This is a genomic window from Parabacteroides leei (genome assembly GCF_023369805.1).
Taxonomy (GTDB): Bacteria; Bacteroidota; Bacteroidia; order Bacteroidales; family Tannerellaceae; genus Parabacteroides; species Parabacteroides leei.
Genome location: NZ_JAMBQG010000013.1, coordinates 62,317 through 80,319 on the forward strand (window position 1 = coordinate 62,317; position 18,003 = coordinate 80,319).

Consider the following 18,003-nt stretch of genomic DNA (forward strand, 5'->3'; position numbering starts at 1 on the left):
CACCTTTTCCATACCTATCTTTACTGTTCCTTTTTATACTTTATTAAAAAGAATCCTTCCCTCATTCCCAAGTAATTGAATATCTTAGCAAAAAATCAATTACTCTCGTAAACCGACAGTTTATGAATAGCCTGCAAAGATGGAAAACACAATACCGGTTCTATCGGATATTCTTCTTCAGCACATTAAAATTCAGTGTCCTGATTAGTTTTCTTTTTGCATTTTTGGGAATACTCATTTATCACGACGGGATTACCGAATACCTTAAACTCTGGCTCCGTTTCATTCCCACAGTCGGACTCGGCTTCGACCTTATTTATAAAGAATTGACCCGCAAAGAAGAATATTTCTTCTACTACAACCAGGGAATCGGCAAGTATCAACTCTGGGGCGTTACCTTCATCGTTATGTTCATCGGCTGTAATCTGTTGAATCAAATCATACAACTATGCATACAGGCCTTGAAATAGACAGCGTAATGAAAGCCTTCGGTGACCGTCCGATACTGACAGATATTTACCTCAAATGTTGTAAGGGAGATATTATAGCCCTCTTCGGACGAAACGGAACAGGTAAGTCCACCCTATTGAATATCATATTCGGAACCTTGAAAGGCGATCGTAGTTTCATCCGTATCGACGGGAAAGTGATGAACGGCCCTGCCTTCCGCTCCGGTTTGATTGCCTATCTGCCACAACATCACTTGCTACCCTCCCATCTGAAAATATCGCAAGTCGTAGATCTATGCATCGCTCCGGAAGACAGAAAACGCTTCCTAGCCGACAAAATATTAATCCGCCTCCGTACCTCTCGCATCTGTGAAATATCGACCGGAGAACAACGTTACCTGGAAATCAAAGCCACCCTTTTCAGCCGGGCGCCTTATATCCTGCTGGACGAACCTTTCAGCGGCGTCTCCCCTGTCGTAGCCGAACAGATACGGGAACTGATGACCGAAAGCGCCAAAGAACACGGTATCATCCTGACAGACCATAACTTCCGGGAAGTGCACAAAATAGCCAACCGCTTGACACTGCTTGACCAATGTTACCTCAAAGAGATCAAACAGATAGAAGAGCTTATACCTTACGGTTATTACCAGCCATAAACTAAAAAAGGGATACCCTCACGGACATCCCCTAACGCTGAAAAGATTTATTTTATCTTATTCCATACTTCTGCATCGCATATTCACCCAGAATTTCCAGATATTTGACGCATTTACTAACTACTTTTTTCATAGCGCTTTCTATTTATTTAAAACGATCTCATCATAAAACATGTCATATAAATATGTTTTACAACACAAAAGTAGTGGTAATACGCATACGTTATACCAGCATTACCCGTTTTTAACATCATTTGCACAAACAGACCTCCCGTTTCCCGAAATCCCTTATCCTATAATGTATTTCGAATAAGGCAATCTACTTAACAAATAGGTGAAAGCCCATGATGCAGCCAACGTAAATACAGCCGAAACAGGTACAATGGCAGGCACAGGAACACCCAGCCAGAGAGTCAGCAGATAAGAAGGCCCTACGAAGAAATAATGCACACAATACACCCCGAATCCTACTTTTGTCAGATTAGCCAAAGCACGACAAACCAAAGGTGACGTAATACGAACTTTCTGAACCAGCAGGAAAATAGCAGCCGTCATCAGCATCGCATTCGGAGAACAATAAGTAAAGAAGAGTTCCATCCCCTCTTCACTTACATTAGGATCGGAAGTCATATAACGAAAGCCTGCAAAAGTGATCAGGTAACCAATCAGAAACAAAAGAACAGATATCGCCAGGGTCTTACCGACTGACCAACCATTCCCTTTACCCAGATAATGGCCAAGCAACAGATAACCGTTGAAACCGGCAAAATAGTAGAACAGTCCATACGCATTCCATGAGCAGGTTCCGAACACATACCTCGAAACAAATTCCACCAAGTAAGGAATAAACAGGGAGACACTCCAGGCAATCAGAAACCAACGTTTCCCCTTATCGGACGCTTTCTCCACCCAGGCCGAGAATACAGGCATATATAAGTACAACCCGATCAGTGCATAAATATACCACATCGGCGTTGCGTATACGGTAAATGTGATCGGAATCATGGCAATATCTTTCAGCCCGTCAACCAAAGAAGCTGAAGGATCGGGCGCCCATGGGAAGAAATCGGTCACCAGTTCAGGACTTCCTCCTACCCACTGGATAAACCAGGGAGCCAGATTAAACAATACAGACCATATCAGGAAAGGAAAGAATACACGCGGAATACGTTTCTTATAAAAAAGAGATGTCTCCTGTTTGACCGGCAACAATAAAAAGCCTGTCATCATTACAAACAAAGGAACACAGGCCCTTAGCATAGATCCATAGGCAGATCCCCAGAAATTAATTTCAGGATTGGCACGCGACTCCGGAGAGGCATTGAACGGGTCGGTACAATGACAGGCAATGACCATCAGGATAGCAACGAAACGAAGTACGTCCAGCCATACGATATGCGGACGTTCAGCAGTAGTGTTATTCATGACAAGAATTATTTTCTTCAACAGGATGTAAAAGTAAGTAATCTTATCAAATCATACAAGACAGGGTTATCCTCTCTTATATTCGGAAGGAATAATGCCGGTATGTTTGGTAAATGCCCTGCGGAACGTACTGATGGAATGAAAACCGGAACGTTCGGCAATATCCTGGATACTGGCCAAAGGTTCGGCATCCATCAAGCGTTTGCTCTCTTCCACACGGAACTGGTTCACATTATCGGAAAAAGACATTCCCAGCTCTTTATTGAATAGTTGTGAGAGATAAGAACGGCTGATAGGGAACACGCGTTGTAAATCAGTAAGCCGCAAATCATCATTCAGGTAAGGTTTTTCCCTTTCAAACCAGGTATTCACCTCTTCAGCATAGCGTTTGAAAAGAGCCCCTCGCTGCTCCTCGTCATCGTCGTCTTCCTCGTCATCCACACTCAACGGAAGATCCCATCCGTTTTTAAAGGAGTGTTCAATCCGGATATTCTTAAGGAATAATGCTTTATAGAAGAAATAAAACCATACAACCAGCATAATAGCCTTAATAACGACATACAGGATCGTTCTGTCGGTCAGCAACAAAACCACATAAAGGAAATAGAGAATAGATAACACGATCATTATCCGCTTCAACCATCTCAAGTCATAATTTTCAGGATCCGAAACATTCTCGCTCAGATAAGCGGAATACTCATCGGCGTACTTTACGACAAGATATATCGGTAAAATCATATAAAAAAGAGTAAGAACCAGTACCAATAAACGCAGGAATACATCCATATTAAAGTGCGTAAACACGTCTTTTATCGAATAAAATATATGAATTTCTCCGCCTGACAAACGATAAATAAGATAAGATAAACCGCCTATCACAACAGGCGAAAGAAAAACTGCAAACCGCTTTATAGTAAGAAAACCGGGACGTAGCTTTTCAATCACATAACAGTCAAGGCAAGCAGTCACAAAACAACTTGCAATTAGTACGTCGGGATGAAATGTTACCTTCACGTCATCGACATAAGAATTAATAGAAATCCGGATCACAGCCATCAAGGCCCACATAATCATACTCCAGCCTAAAATATGTCGTGCCCGGTTACCGAATGACCTTAATAACATCATAATACCGCCTAAAATGCATAGGCCGATTATCTGCATACTTAATAAAAACTGTATTTTGTCTAACATACTCCTATCGCCTCGTTTATCTATAAACAAATTGCACTCTCAAATAGTTGATTTGCATCATATTTAGACAATTTGACGTCTTTAGATTATTTGCATCATGCGTTTTTATACGATTTCATCGTGGTTTTATACCGTATGACCCCTCTTTTTACTCAAACCGCCGGATATTTGCAATATGAAATTTGATACAAAAATAACATAAAAGTATGAGAAATTTATTACTATTTATTACACTGATTTCCTGTTTGGCAGGTTGCTCTAACGAAGGCAATATCGTAGCCATTGAGAGTATTAGCGCAAAAGAAAAACCATTAAGAATTATTACACGTATTTTAACTACAAAATCTGCGAATTTCGTGCAAGAATTCAAAGACGGATCGGAAATAGGACTACTGATCACCCGCGAAAATGACGGTGGCCTATATGATGAGGATAGTGATTATATAAATGTAAAAGCGAAAGCAAGTTTAATTAGTAATAAAATCTCCTGGCAACAAACGCCGGAAGTCTCCCTTAACTTCGACCCGGCCACCGTGTATGCCTATTATCCGTATCAGTCGCAAATGAGACTGAGTGCAGCCAGTATTCCTGTAAAGTTATCATCGGATGCAACTCAAACTCCCGACTATATGTATGGCACACACGCTGTTGGTCAGAAAATAGTGAACAGTATTTCACCTGTAGTGATCCTGAATATGAACCATGCTTTGTCTCTTATCTCCTTTCAAATCAACTTGCAGGAAGGAGAAAACAAAGATTATCAGCTAAGTGCCATCCAGGTTGGAAACAAGGCCGGAGGAAGCACACTTATTTGTAGGGGTATGATGGATATCAGAACCGGAGAAATTACCGGAACAGCAGGTTGCAAGACCTCCACCCGGTTAAACCTCGAAGAAGCTGTTACACTGACGAAAGAGTTTTGTGATCCGCAGCATATCAGGGTATTCCCGACATCGGGTCCCATAGCTGAAGGAGACATTGAAGCCCTCTTTACAATAAATGGAAGTTCATATAAATATAAAATTCCCGCTCAAACAGTTTGGGAAAAAGGACATAAATACCTCTACAAATTAACTCTCAGCGGAGAGGCTCTTACATTGAAAGAGGTATCCGTTACCGACTGGATACAGGGTAATGGTAAAGATGCTACAAGCAGCATTATGTAAGTTTTATTTTATGTTTTGGTTATGGTTTAGAATCTCTGCGTAAATGTACTTTGTTGCAGTGCCGACGAACTGGCTGCCCGGATGTACAGACGAAAGTCTGATAGTGTAGCAGGTCCGGCATCGCAAGAAGAAGCACAATTACGGGGAAAAGGAGGAAGCAATGCTCCCGCTCTTACCACGACATCCGGTAAAGGGGTCTCAAAACTTCCTCCGAATGAGGTTCTATATTTGAAATGGATTAACGAACTAACTCGTGAGAGTTACGTACACATTTAATTAATACTAAAATAGTAGTAATGAAGCCGGCCCCGAATACCGTGCCCTGTACTCAGCAGGGCGCATATTCCCTCTCAACTTATCGCCGACAACACTCTTTTATTTGACCCGAACCTTACCGGGGCCGGTTTCATTATGCTACTATTTTCTTTCCTTCAGGTATCTCACCTATCAATATTTTACCGATGGGATTTAATTTATATTTATTTTCCCTACATTTGTCCCCAACGACTATTGTGAAAACAAGGAGAGAAAATGATCGGGACTGAAATACACAACTTCAATACTTTATATACTAAATACTACAGAAAATCTTTTCTGTTCACCAAATCTTATGTTCACGACGAATGCATTGCCGAAGACATTGTATCGGATGTCTTGATAAAATTATGGGAAATACTGAAAGAAAAGGAGATTGAACATATCGAAGCCTTACTACTGACGACATTAAAAAACAAATCACTCGACCACCTGAAACATGAAGCAATCAAGACGGAAGCAATCCATTCATTGACAGATATGAAGCAAAGGGAACTGGATATTCGCATTTCCACCCTGGAAGCATGTAATCCGGAAGACATATTCTCTACCGAAGTACAGCAGATAGTCACCGCTACTTTAGCTCTTTTACCGGAGCAAACCCGCCGTGTATTCGAAATGAGCCGCTTCGAGAACAAAACAAATAAAGAGATTGCCGAAGAGCTTAAACTCACAGTTAAAGGAGTCGAATATCATATCACCAAAGCCTTAAAACCTTTACGGGAGAATCTGAAAGATTATCTTCCTCTCTTCTATTTCTTCTTCTTTTTCCAATAATTTTTCATTTCCCACTAGGGTTATCACTTTGTAAATCGTTTTTATAATAACGGGGCATAAAACATACCCATAAAAAGAAAAATATGAATCAGGAAATACTACATAAATATATAGCAGGCGAAGCAACACAAGAAGAAAAGGAAGATGTTGCCCGCTGGCTCGATGCTGACAAGGAAAATATGAGAGAGTTTCTTGCTCAGCGTAAATTATATGACATATCTATCTGGCAACAAGAGCCGGCTCTTGTTGCCAGAGGGGACTCCCCTCTGGCAAATAAACGACGGACATTACGATCCATTGCAATCGAATTCTCTAAAATAGCAGCAATCTTTATCATTACTTTTTCTGTTTTGTATTCATTCTTTATAAATAAAGAAGATGTAGATCCGGTAAGTATGCAAACCATATTTGTCCCACCCGGACAAAGGGCAGAGTTAACCCTGACGGATGGTACAAAAGTCTGGCTGAATGCAAAAACAACTTTTACATTCCCCAATAAATTCACAGCTAATAACCGTCGTGTCATTTTAGATGGGGAAGGCTATTTTGATGTAACAAAAAATCCGGACAAACCTTTTATAGTAAATACTGAACACTATAATATTAAGGTATTAGGTACAGAATTCAATGTAACTGCTTACTCAGCTTCTTCGGTTTTCGAAACATCTTTGCTAAAAGGAGCTGTCGAAGTATTTTCTCCGACAAAAAACGTAAAAGTCAGTTTAAAACCGCATATGCGTACCTACGAAGAAAATGGCATACTAAAAAAAGATACGATAGAACACGAGAATTATTTTTTATGGAAAGAAGGATTAATCTGTTTCTATGATGAACCGGTAGATAAAATGATAGAGAAACTTCAATTATATTACGATGTAAAAATCGATGTTCAAAACAAGTCACTATTAAAAAACCGTTATTCAGGAAAATTCCGAACTAAAGATGGAGTAGAGCATGTATTAAAGGTGCTTCAACTCAATAACATATTTAGTTATGAAAAAGATAATGATCGGAATCTAATTACTATCAAATAAATTAATCATAAAAACAGTTAGCCTATGACATAAAAGACATGAATGAACAAAAAAACCGATAAGTGCTCCAACACCTATCGGTTTAAAGTAAGTCAATACCCGACTTCATCACTTAAATATCTAAGTATTAACTAAACACAGTCTACAAAAGTATGAAAAATATTTTGTATAGGGATTCTTTTATCCCATTTAAACCACATTATAAACATATATTGCGCATTATGAAATTAGCCTTTGTGTCTATTTTTATTTTTGCATCCGGCATATTTGCTACGGAAGCAACTTCACAAACAGCAAAAGTTTCCATTGTTGCAAATAACATTTCGACACAGGATCTTATGCTAGAAATTGAAAAACAGACAGATTACCTGTTTGTTTACAATGAAAATGAAGTAAACCTGAATCGCAAAGTAACTATTCAGGCGACCAATCAAACAGTAGCAGAAGTATTGAATAAAGCATTCGATCAAACAGATGTTATTTATGCCATGGAAGGTTCCAATATCATGCTGATAAAAAAAGAGACAAGAAATAAGACTCTATCCACGCAGCAAAAAGCACGGACAATTAATGGCATAATCACTGATGAAAAGGGCGAAGCTATCATCGGTGCAAATGTATCTGTCAAGGGTACTACCAATGGAACGATTACTGACGTCGATGGAAATTTCAGCCTGGCAAATATATCGGATAATGACATTATTGTCATTTCATATATCGGTTATACTCCGCAAGAAATCAGAGCTGGAAAACAAACAAGCCTGAAAGTCATTCTAAAAGAAGATACACAGGCTATCGATGAAGTTGTCGTTGTCGGATTTGGTACACAAAAGAAAGTAAACCTGACCGGATCGATCGGAACTGTAAAAGCAGACGAGGTTTTAAAATCCCGTCCTGTAACGAATGTACAGGAGTTGCTGGCCGGATCTGTACCGGGTATGGTAGTCACTAAAGGAAGTGGTGCAGCCGGTTCAGGGGCAAGTATCAATATTCGTGGAATATCTACTATCGGAGATAGCTCCGGTGTACTGGTGCTTATCGATGGTATACCCGGTAATATTTATACGTTAAATCCTAACGATATAGAAAGTGTATCCATCTTGAAGGATGCCGCTTCGGCAGCTATCTACGGTTCACGTGCTGCCAACGGTGTTATTTTGGTAACAACCAAGGGAGCGAAAGCGACAGAACGTCCAACCGTTGAATTTTCGAGTAATATCGGTATACAGAATCCACAGTTTAAACTCGACTTCGTAGATGCTGAAGATTTTATGCGCTTGTATGACCAAGCCATGATAAACGACGGAAAGCAGGCAGTCTACGGCGAACAAGGTATCCAGGATTTACATGCGGGCAAATATGTAGATAACAAATGGTATAAAGAAATTTACAAGAAGAATACCGTTATCAACAATACCCATGTTGCACTATCCGGAAAAGAAAAATCAATCTCTTACCGTTTCTCCATCTCTAATGACTATCAAGACGGCAACTTACCGAACAACAATTATAACCGATTGATATTCAAACCGGATATGCGTTTTCAGATTTTAAAGAACCTGGAAGCTCGTGCCAGTCTGCAATATACACAAACCAATATCAAGAATCCGAATGGCGGAACAACAATCTGGCAGACACAAGCAGCACGTATCTCTCCGGTTACTCCTATCTATAATACAGACGGTTCTTACGCCACAGGCGGTGCCATGGGTGGTAATCCCATTGCCGGTGTCAATGAATCAGGATATTCCAAAGAAAGACATAAAGAGATGATGGCTATTTTCAATGTTAGCTATTCTCCGTTAAAAGACTGGAATATCAAAGGTAATATTGCAACTTACTCCCATAACACGACATACAAGGACCGTAAGAATACTTATTATCTGTATGACAATGATGGGAATATTGCAAAAACTGAAAATCAAGTTTCTTCTTTGAAGGAAACAAATACTTACAATTTCCGTACGCAATTACAGTTTACAAGCGACTATTCTTTCAAAATCGCAGCTGATCATAATTTTAAAGTATTGGCCGGTTATTCACAGGAATATTACAAGTCTGATGGTTTCTGGGCTTCCCGTGACAAACTGCCGTTTGACGGCATAGACGTACTGAACACCGGTAGCGACAACAAGCAGAACGGCAGTGCCGACGGCAATGGCAATGAATATAGTAATGATGTAGCCGTACAATCCTGGTTCGGTCGTCTAAATTACGACTATCAGGGTAAATATCTGTTTGAAGCCAGTTTGCGTGCTGACGGCTCCTCTCGTTTCGCCAAAGGACACCGCTGGGGTGTATTCCCTTCTTTTTCCGGAGGCTGGAATATACATCGTGAGGCTTTTATGATGCCTGCAAGCAATTGGTTGTCTGAGTTGAAGGTGAGAGCTTCCTGGGGTATATTGGGAGATGCGGAAAAGGTTGGTTATTATCCGACTGCACAGATTTTATCTTACGATCCCAAAATCTACGCTTTCAACGACAAACTGGTAGGTGGTGCCTATAATAATATAGCCGTAAACCCCAACATCACTTGGGAAGAGTCTAAATATACAAACTTTGGTTTAGATTTCGGAGTATTGGATCAGCGTATTAAATTGTCTGCCGACTATTTTATCAACCTGAGAGACAATATTCTATATCGTCCACCTGTACCAAGCGAGTTCGGTCTGAATGCCCCTTATTCAAATCTGTTGAAGATGAAGAACCAGGGTATGGATATCCTGACCAGTTATCAGGATTCGAAGGGTGATTTCCGTTGGGGTGTCGATGTAAACCTCAGTTATTCTAAAAACAAAGTGCTGGAAATGGGTGACTCGGAAAGATGGATTGAAGACAACAACAAAGTAACTTATCTAAACGACCGCTATCAGTTGCCATACGGATACGAGGCTATCGGTCTGTTTCAAAGCGAAGAAGAGATTGCCGGCTCACCCGATCAAGGAAATGTGTTACCCGGTAACATCAAGTTCAAAGATCAAAACAATGACAATGTAATCGACGAAAAAGACCGTGTCGTACTAAACCGTAAGATTCCTGTAAACTTCGGTATGAATCTTTCGTTCGGCTATAAAGATTTCGACTTCTCTATGAATATGTATGGAAAATTGAACTTCAAAAAATATCTTCAAGGCTATGAAGGATGGGCGTTCTACCTGACAGACAACGCACGTCCTATGCACCTGGATGCATGGAGTGAAACAAACAGGGATGCTTCCTACCCGCGTCTGACTTTATCGAACACAGCCAATGACTACGATTCCAGATACAACAGTTTCTGGTTGCGTACAGCCGATTATCTGAAAATACAAAATATACAGATCGGTTATACTGTTCCCAAAAGTGCATTGGAACGTGTCAATATTCAATATTTGAGATTGTATCTTTCCGGACAGAATCTGGCAACCATCACCGGTTATGACGGTTTCGACCCGGAAGGCGGTTGGTATCCGCTGGCAAGAACATTCTCATTCGGTTTTAATCTTCAATTTTAAGAATCATGAAAAAATATAGTTTAGCATTTTTATTAGTTTCAGCACTCACATTGAGTAGTTGTTCTGATTTTCTGGATCGTGTTCCTCTTTCACAGGCATCCGAAAATACGTTCTGGCAAACAGAAGCAGATGCTTTGGCCGGAGTAAACGCTTTATATCCGTTATTGCCAAACTCACGCGATTTCTGGAGAGATTGCCAAAGCGACAACTCATTGATGACAAATGCTTGGGGAGAAAGTGGTTTAGGATATATTTGCCAAGGATCCCACAATGCCGGTACCGGTTATCTGAAAGAAGAATGGAAATACGATCATATCCGCAGAATATTGTATTTTCTGGATCGCCTGGAAGGTATGAATATAGATGAAACCAAAAAGCAACAGTATGAAGGAGAAGCCCGCTTTATCCTGGCTCTGCGCTACTACCGCATGACACGTCATTTCGGTGACATACCTTTAATCAAGGAAAAACCGATCGACCTGGAAGAAGCAGCACTACCACGTTCACCTAAGCAGGAAGTTTTGGATTACGCACTGGAAAATATCAACAAAGCAATCAAATATCTGCCGGAAACTTATTCGGGCGACAACATCGGTCGCATCACCAAGGGAGCTGCCCTCACATTAAAAGCAGATATGTATTTGGATATAGCTAGCTATGCCAAATTTCACAACGGACAAGAAGCGACCGATTTATGGAAAGAAGCAGCCAACACAGCCAAGCAGGTTATAGACATGAACTTGTACGGCCTGGAAGACGATTTCGCATATATCTTCAAAGCTGAAGCCAACAACAACAATAAAGAGGTTATACTGGCGTATCAGTATAAAGAAAACGAAATAACTCACATGTTGCCTATTTTAGCTTCTCCGGCCGGAACAGGTATCACCGGACAGGGATGGGCCAGCTTCTGTCCCACTCGTCAGTTAGTAGATTCATACGAAATGAAGGACGGAAAGAGTATTTATGAATCAGATTCTTACGACAAGAACAACCCATGGGAAAACAGAGATGCCCGTTTAAAAAAGACTTTCTTCTTGCCCGGTTATGAATGCTTGCGTCCAAATGGTTCTCACGAGCCTTACATGCCGCATCCGGCTTATAACAAAGACGAAAGGATCAATCATGAAGGTGGTGGTATCACTGGTTATATGTATTTAAAATATAATGATCAGGAATTGATTAAACCGGATGCCTCATGGACTAATTTCAGCCTGTACAGGTATGCGGAAGTTCTCCTGATTTATGCAGAAGCACTCAATGAATATGATCCGAACAATTCACAAATAGCATGGGCAGTCAACCAGGTGCGCGAACGTGCCGAACTGCCGGGCGTAGATCAGTTAGTCGGCAATCAGGAAGCTATGCGTGAAAAGATACGGGAAGAAAGACGGCATGAATTCGTTACCGAACATAAACGCTATTTCGATATCCTGCGTTGGAAAATAGCTGAAAAGGTATTGAACGAACCGGGATATGGCATTAATGAAGATGAAAATGCACCTATCGGAGACTATACGGTAAAACAATTCTTAGGACAAAACCGTACCTTTGATCCTACGAAACATTATTTGTGGCCTGTTCCGCAATCAGTACGAGACAATAATCCCAATTTAGGACAAAACCCGAATTGGTAATCTAATTAAAACAGAAAGACCGGTTATAGAGCCGGTCTTTCAAATAAACTATATTTTACACATGAATAAACTATATTTAATCGTGGCCGGAACAATACTTTCCGGTATTATAGCACTCCAAGCCCAAGAATGGAAGCCGCAACAATGGCCGGTATTAAAGAAATACGATCAGGAACATCTTTACCAGATAGCATTGCCGTTAGGCGGCATCGGGACAGGAACCGTATCATTGGGTGGTCGCGGAGAACTCCGGGACTGGGAAATCATGAATATTCCGGCAAAGAAATACAGTACGGTAACAACCGGTAACAATGCTCCCTTTTTTGCAATCTATGCCAAACCGCAAAACCGGGAAGCTACCACAACCCTACTGGCCGGCCCTTTATATCCACAGGAATATCTCCATTATGAAGGACGCCCTGTCAATCATCACGGTCTTCCGCGTTTTGCCGAAGCCTCGTTCGACGCAGCCTATCCTTTCGGACAAGTCTCTTTATCAGACAAAGATTTACCCGTAAAAGTCAAAATAAAAGGTTTTAACCCATTCATTCCGGGCGATGCCGATGCCAGTGGATTGCCTGTCGCTGTCCTCTCTTATGAGGTGACCAACACGACCAACCAACCGATGGACGTTGCCATTTGTGGTTCTATGCGTAATTTCATCGGTAAAGACGGAAGCCAATTCCGTACAGACTGGAAAGGAGATTACATTCCCACCGGAGTAAAAGACAACAAAAACGAATACATCGAAAGTAACGGAATAAAGGGGATCTACCTTTACTCGGACGGTGTAGACAAAAACGACCCGGCATGGGGGACTGTCGCCTTTACGACTCAGGCAACCGGGAAGGTTACCTATCGTACCTCATCCAAATCCGACAGCTGGAACAACGGCATACTAAACTTCTGGGATGATTTCAGTGCAGACGGCATATTGACGGAACGGAACAAACAGGAAGACGAAGACCCGATGGCTTCCCTATCCATAAAAAAAATGGTAGCTCCTCAAAGCACAGAAACATTTACATTCTATATCACCTGGAATTTCCCGAATCGAAAAGCCTGGTCTTCTACCGTAGTCGGCAACTATTATAGCAACCAGTATCCGGATGCCTGGAAAGCAGCAGAAATGATCATCCCACAAATACCCGTACTGGAAAAGAAGACATTATCTTTCGTAAACGCTTTGCTCAATACTTCTTATCCGGATGTTGTAAAAGAAGCTGCCCTGTTTAACCTTGCCACTTTACGTTCACAGACCGTATTTCGTTTGCCTAGCGGGCATATGATGGGTTGGGAAGGTGTCATGGACCGTTTCGGCTCATGTGCCGGTTCATGTACTCATGTATGGAACTACGAAGTGGCAACTCCTTATCTTTTCGGGGAACTGGCAAAAACCATGCGTGACGTAGAATTCAATTATGCCACCAAAGAAAACGGTTTGATGAACTTCAGAGCCTCACTCCCACTCTCGGAAGCAAACAAAGGCAACAGTGCAGCAGCTGACGGACAAATGGGTTGTATCATGAAAATATACCGCGAATGGCAATTTTCCGGAGATACTGATTTCCTGAGAAACAACTGGAAACAGGTAAAAAAAGTCCTCTCCTACGCTTGGACGGAAAAAGGATGGGACGGCAATCAGGATGGTGTCATGGAAGGTGCCCAGCATAATACCATGGACGTAGACTATTATGGTCCGAACCCTCAAATGGGCTTCTGGTATATGGGAGCATTAAAGGCTGCGGAAAAGATGGCTACAGCCATGAAAGACAAAGATTTTGCAAAGAAATGTCATACTCTGTTCGAAAAAGGAAGCAGCTGGATGGACAAAAACCTGTTCAACGGTGAATATTATGAACATAAAATCACTGATCCGAAAACTTTCGAATACTTGGATATGAATGACCCGAATGTCAAAATCCCCGCCTTCCAATTAGGTCCCGGCTGCCTGGTAGACCAGTTGGTCGGCCAATATATGTCCCATTTATGTGGATTAGGTTATTTGGGTAACAAAGAACATATCCGGACAAGTATGAACAGCATCATGAAATACAATTATGTCACGGACTTCAGCCGCCATTTCAATAATATGCGTTCTTATGTAATGGGCAATGAATCTGGACTACTTATGGCCTCCTGGCCTAAAGGTCGCCTGGAAGTTCCATTCCCCTATTTTGCCGAAGTTATGACCGGATTCGAATACTGTGCGGCTGTAGGTATGATCTACGAAGGTATGGAAAAAGAAGCCCTCACCTGTATCCAATCCGTACGCGACCGTCACGACGGAGCCAAACGGAATCCTTTCAGCGAACCGGAATGCGGACATCATTATGCCCGGTCGATGGCAAGCTGGTCCGCTATCATCGCTTTAAGCGATTTCCAATACTCGGGTGTCGATAAAAGCATGAAAATTACAGACCGTCCCGGCAACTATTTCTGGAGTAACGGCTATGCATGGGGAACTATCCAAGTCACCGATAATGATGTAACCATCGAAGTCATCAACGACTCACTCCAATTGGAATCGCTTACCATCGGCAATAAAAAAGAGATGAAATTAAAACATTTCGATCTGAAAGAAGGAAATAAACAAACAATAAAACTGTAGGGTTATGAATAAACTGATTATACTATACTGTTTGTTTGCTAACTTATTTCTAAGCAGTTGCTTTCAGAAAGATCCGATAGAAACAAAACAGACTTCCGGTTCTGACAACTGGCAAACTGTCCTGCAAGAAAAGCTCCCCCTATTAGGCCACCGCAACTGGATAGTCATCACGGATATGGCATACCCATTGCAGGCTAAGGAAGGTATCACGACCTTATACGCCAGCGAGCCTTATACGGAAGTGCTGGGCACAGTCAAAAACATGCTGGATAACTCTTCTCATGTGTATGCCCATATCTATCAGGACGAAGAACTATCTTTCCTGGAAGAATATTTTTGTCCGGGGATAAATAATCTGAAAACAGAGATGGGAAATGTCCTTCCGACAACTGAAATAATAAGTATCAGACATGACGACCTAATAGCCCGTTTGGATAGCATCAGCAATCTGTTTGAAATAGTTATTATCAAAACAGAACTGACAAAACCCTTTACTTCCACCTTCTTCGAACTCGATTGTAAGTACTGGGATAATAATAAACAAACAACGCTCAACGAGCGAATGACTATTATCGATAAAATACACCAGTAAATACCCTACTGCATCTGTATGTATATAAGGGGGCATAACTTCCCAGACATGCCCCCGTACATATAGTTGTTGCATTCCCTCAATTTAATTTGACAAAATGATACCCAATACTCATTTTACATGACTTTACATCTCAAAACAGACCAATCAAATAACTTATAAATCTTTCCCAATTGTTATTCCAGAAGATTTCCTATTACAATTATTAACACAATTGTCTTATAAACCATTTTTATATCTTGTTTTAAACGAAATTACAATTCGTTTAAAATGAAATTTTTCTCATTTTAAATGGACAGGCACTTCATTTAAAGCACAAATTATGTCAAATATAGTTACATTATATGTATTCACATAATATTTTTAACACATTTCATATGTTTTACGGCAGAATATTTCTCCAGAATGGTTGTAAACGATTTCAAAAATGAAATAACAAAAATACTTTAATCACCAATTCACAAAAAGCAAATGGATACTATAAACAAACATATATCTTCTTTTTGTTTCATTATCAAGCATTATGTTTTCTATTTCACAACACAAAACATCCCGAGAATCGAAAATAAACATCAACCACTCCCCCCGAGTAAATACACTCCCTCCATGAATCAGTTAAAATAACATTTTGACACATCCATAAATAACTTTCGATACTAAAAGCCAGTCATAAAATCAAAAGAAATAAATGACATAGTCCTAGATGAACTATTGTGTTATATTCAATGCAAATATAATCTATTTATAGTATAACTGGTTAATATTGTGCACTAAATCCGATAATAGAAAAAATATGAATACATAGTAGAATAATTCTACTAAAGTTCCTATATAACAGACAATCAATAGAATGCCGTATCGCTTAAAATTGAGTTCATCTAGAACAAAGTTAACCTATGGCAACAGAAGCATTAACTGATCAAAAAGAAAATATCAAATTTGAAGATATTTATCTTTCTTACTTCTCAAAAATGAAGTACTTTGCCTTGGAGTATGTTATACGAGAAGAAGATGCAGAAAATATCGTTCAGGATGTTTTCACTGAACTTTGGGAAAAGAAAGAAATGCTCTCTATGCACATAAACCTAGTTGCATATCTATTCACTACAGTCAAGAACAGATGCTTAAACCATTTACGCCACAAAACAATTGTACAAGAAACAGCCAACCTGATACAGGAAGAATATCTTATCACTCTGCGAATGAACCTGAACTCATTAGACGCATTCGATCAAAGTCTTTTCTCCCATCAGGATATCGAGAAAATAATAGCACGTGCGCTTGATACTCTGTCTCCCAAATGCAGGGAAATATTCGTTATGAGCAAGATCGAGGGGAAAAAGCAGAAACAAATAGCCACAGAACTGAACATTTCAATTAATACCATTGAAACTCAGATAGGTATAGCATATAAAAAACTAAGAACAGAATTAAAAGAACACCTTTTTTTATTTATATTCTTCTTCTATCTTTAAAAAATAGAGTTCGTCCTTTAGCGGATTTTTTCCATATAGGTGTTTACATTATAACAAACCGATCGTATGGACGAACAAATAAAAAAATATTTCCAGGGAGAACTTGATGCAGCTGAAAGATTGAAATTGCTGAGACAAGTTGAATCCGACGATAAATTGAAGAAACAATTTATCGAAAGTAAAAATATGTATGCTTTATTATCTCTTACCCCCGAGGCTGATGATAAAAAAGCGAATCAGGATGGATACATTCGTTTTAATGCAAAAATCAGAACAAAGAAAATTCGGCGGATGTTATTTCATGCAGCAAGTTGCGCCGCCATCGCAATGTTATTGATCCTATCAACCTATTGGGTAACCGCCAATCATCATTCAACCATGCATCCAGTAATTGCAGACAACACGCTTTATGTACCTGCGGGCCAGCGGGTCAAACTAACATTGCAAGACGGAACAGATGTGTGGTTAAATTCACAGACTACATTTATTTATCCGGCAGTTTTCTCAGATAAAGAGAGGCGGGTATTCGTTGAAGGAGAAGCATTTTTCGATGTTGCCAAAAATACAAGAAAACCCTTTATCGTCTCCTCACGGGGTATAGACATGAAAGTATTGGGTACTAAATTCAATGTACATAGCTATCCCGGAGAGAAAGAGATTCAGACAAGCCTGATAGAAGGCTCTTTACATGTCTATTTTTCACAGCCAGATAAAAAAGGTGTCATTCTAAAACCGAATGAACAGGTGATAATAAAAAACGGAACCATGAAAATCGGTTCAATTCCGCATTACGATCACTTTTTATGGAGAGATGGGATTTACAGTTTTGAGAATGAACTTCTTATTGACATTCTTAAAAAACTGGAACTCTACTATGATGTAAAAATAGAAGTAAAAGACCCTTCCATATTCAAATGGGAATATACCGGTAAATTCCGTCAACGGGACGGTATTGATGAAATCCTCCGTATGATCCAAAGGATACACAAATTCAATATCGAGAAAAATGAAGAAAACAATATTATCACTTTAAGTAAATAAAATGTATAACCTCTAAATAGTAATGCCTATGATAAAATCCATGTAAGAAAATAACGGCAGATGCTGTAACATCCGCCGTTAAGAAATCAAGTAAACATCAAGTAGTTAATTTTAATATTTACCTAATATTCAAC

Annotated in this window: 14 protein-coding genes; 12 read left to right on the forward strand and 2 right to left on the reverse strand. The window is 40.1% G+C overall.

What is annotated here, in order from left to right:
* The first annotated feature begins 122 nt into the window (after window positions 1–122).
* The gene (locus M1P97_RS17685) at window positions 123–470 is read left to right on the forward strand and encodes a hypothetical protein (protein WP_195370554.1); all 348 of its coding nucleotides are present in this window, start codon (window positions 123–125) and stop codon (window positions 468–470) included.
* Window positions 449–1,108: an ATP-binding cassette domain-containing protein gene (locus tag M1P97_RS17690; protein ID WP_195370553.1), complete on the forward strand. Its 660-nt coding sequence runs from the start codon at window positions 449–451 to the stop codon at window positions 1,106–1,108. The genes M1P97_RS17685 and M1P97_RS17690 overlap by 22 nt, the downstream gene beginning before the upstream one ends.
* A 288-nt stretch (window positions 1,109–1,396) precedes the next feature.
* Here the strand turns inward: M1P97_RS17690 and M1P97_RS17695 are convergent, their stop codons facing one another.
* Window positions 1,397–2,533 (reverse strand): acyltransferase, encoded by a 1,137-nt coding sequence (locus M1P97_RS17695; RefSeq protein WP_249389756.1) that lies wholly within the window; start codon window positions 2,531–2,533, stop codon window positions 1,397–1,399.
* A gap of 66 nt (window positions 2,534–2,599) precedes the next feature.
* The gene (locus M1P97_RS17700) at window positions 2,600–3,727 is read right to left on the reverse strand and encodes an AraC family transcriptional regulator (protein WP_249389757.1); all 1,128 of its coding nucleotides are present in this window, start codon (window positions 3,725–3,727) and stop codon (window positions 2,600–2,602) included.
* Between the two features lie 206 nt (window positions 3,728–3,933).
* On the opposite strand from M1P97_RS17700, the gene M1P97_RS17705 reads away from it, so the two are divergent.
* From M1P97_RS17705 to M1P97_RS17750, 10 genes are all read left to right on the forward strand, one after another.
* A complete protein-coding gene (locus tag M1P97_RS17705) occupies window positions 3,934–4,893 on the forward strand; it encodes a fimbrillin family protein (RefSeq protein ID WP_249389758.1) in 960 nt (319 codons plus the stop codon).
* 81 nt (window positions 4,894–4,974) lie between these two features.
* Window positions 4,975–5,169, forward strand: coding sequence for a hypothetical protein (locus tag M1P97_RS17710; RefSeq protein WP_195370550.1), 195 nt, complete (start codon window positions 4,975–4,977; stop codon window positions 5,167–5,169).
* Between the two features lie 255 nt (window positions 5,170–5,424).
* Entirely contained in the window at window positions 5,425–5,985 is a 561-nt protein-coding gene (locus M1P97_RS17715) for an RNA polymerase sigma-70 factor (RefSeq protein WP_195370549.1), read from the forward strand.
* 83 nt (window positions 5,986–6,068) lie between these two features.
* Window positions 6,069–7,019, forward strand: coding sequence for a FecR family protein (locus tag M1P97_RS17720; protein ID WP_249389759.1), 951 nt, complete (start codon window positions 6,069–6,071; stop codon window positions 7,017–7,019).
* Between the two features lie 338 nt (window positions 7,020–7,357).
* The gene (locus M1P97_RS17725) at window positions 7,358–10,513 is read left to right on the forward strand and encodes a TonB-dependent receptor (RefSeq protein ID WP_249389760.1); all 3,156 of its coding nucleotides are present in this window, start codon (window positions 7,358–7,360) and stop codon (window positions 10,511–10,513) included.
* 5 nt (window positions 10,514–10,518) lie between these two features.
* Complete coding sequence (locus tag M1P97_RS17730) at window positions 10,519–12,150, forward strand: RagB/SusD family nutrient uptake outer membrane protein (protein ID WP_195370547.1); 1,632 nt, start codon at window positions 10,519–10,521, stop codon at window positions 12,148–12,150.
* A 61-nt stretch (window positions 12,151–12,211) separates the two neighbouring features.
* Entirely contained in the window at window positions 12,212–14,761 is a 2,550-nt protein-coding gene (locus tag M1P97_RS17735; RefSeq protein ID WP_249389761.1) for a GH116 family glycosyl-hydrolase, read from the forward strand.
* Between the two features lie 4 nt (window positions 14,762–14,765).
* The gene (locus tag M1P97_RS17740; protein ID WP_195370545.1) at window positions 14,766–15,353 is read left to right on the forward strand and encodes a hypothetical protein; all 588 of its coding nucleotides are present in this window, start codon (window positions 14,766–14,768) and stop codon (window positions 15,351–15,353) included.
* Window positions 15,354–16,249: 896 nt separating this feature from the next.
* Window positions 16,250–16,828, forward strand: coding sequence for an RNA polymerase sigma-70 factor (locus tag M1P97_RS17745; protein WP_195370544.1), 579 nt, complete (start codon window positions 16,250–16,252; stop codon window positions 16,826–16,828).
* A 66-nt stretch (window positions 16,829–16,894) separates the two neighbouring features.
* Window positions 16,895–17,869 (forward strand): FecR family protein, encoded by a 975-nt coding sequence (locus M1P97_RS17750; RefSeq protein ID WP_195370543.1) that lies wholly within the window; start codon window positions 16,895–16,897, stop codon window positions 17,867–17,869.
* Window positions 17,870–18,003: the final 134 nt, after the last annotated feature.

Excerpts from the sequence above, each read along its gene's own strand:
- M1P97_RS17685 (WP_195370554.1), top strand. The coding sequence starts at position 123 with ATGAATAGCCTGCAAAGATGGAAAACACAATACCGGTTCTATCGGATA.
- M1P97_RS17690 (WP_195370553.1), top strand. The coding sequence starts at position 449 with ATGCATACAGGCCTTGAAATAGACAGCGTAATGAAAGCCTTCGGTGAC.
- M1P97_RS17695 (WP_249389756.1), bottom strand. The coding sequence starts at position 2,533 with ATGAATAACACTACTGCTGAACGTCCGCATATCGTATGGCTGGACGTA.
- M1P97_RS17700 (WP_249389757.1), bottom strand. The coding sequence starts at position 3,727 with ATGTTAGACAAAATACAGTTTTTATTAAGTATGCAGATAATCGGCCTA.
- M1P97_RS17705 (WP_249389758.1), top strand. The coding sequence starts at position 3,934 with ATGAGAAATTTATTACTATTTATTACACTGATTTCCTGTTTGGCAGGT.
- M1P97_RS17710 (WP_195370550.1), top strand. The coding sequence starts at position 4,975 with ATGTACAGACGAAAGTCTGATAGTGTAGCAGGTCCGGCATCGCAAGAA.
- M1P97_RS17715 (WP_195370549.1), top strand. The coding sequence starts at position 5,425 with ATGATCGGGACTGAAATACACAACTTCAATACTTTATATACTAAATAC.
- M1P97_RS17720 (WP_249389759.1), top strand. The coding sequence starts at position 6,069 with ATGAATCAGGAAATACTACATAAATATATAGCAGGCGAAGCAACACAA.
- M1P97_RS17725 (WP_249389760.1), top strand. The coding sequence starts at position 7,358 with ATGCTAGAAATTGAAAAACAGACAGATTACCTGTTTGTTTACAATGAA.
- M1P97_RS17730 (WP_195370547.1), top strand. The coding sequence starts at position 10,519 with ATGAAAAAATATAGTTTAGCATTTTTATTAGTTTCAGCACTCACATTG.
- M1P97_RS17735 (WP_249389761.1), top strand. The coding sequence starts at position 12,212 with ATGAATAAACTATATTTAATCGTGGCCGGAACAATACTTTCCGGTATT.
- M1P97_RS17740 (WP_195370545.1), top strand. The coding sequence starts at position 14,766 with ATGAATAAACTGATTATACTATACTGTTTGTTTGCTAACTTATTTCTA.
- M1P97_RS17745 (WP_195370544.1), top strand. The coding sequence starts at position 16,250 with ATGGCAACAGAAGCATTAACTGATCAAAAAGAAAATATCAAATTTGAA.
- M1P97_RS17750 (WP_195370543.1), top strand. The coding sequence starts at position 16,895 with ATGGACGAACAAATAAAAAAATATTTCCAGGGAGAACTTGATGCAGCT.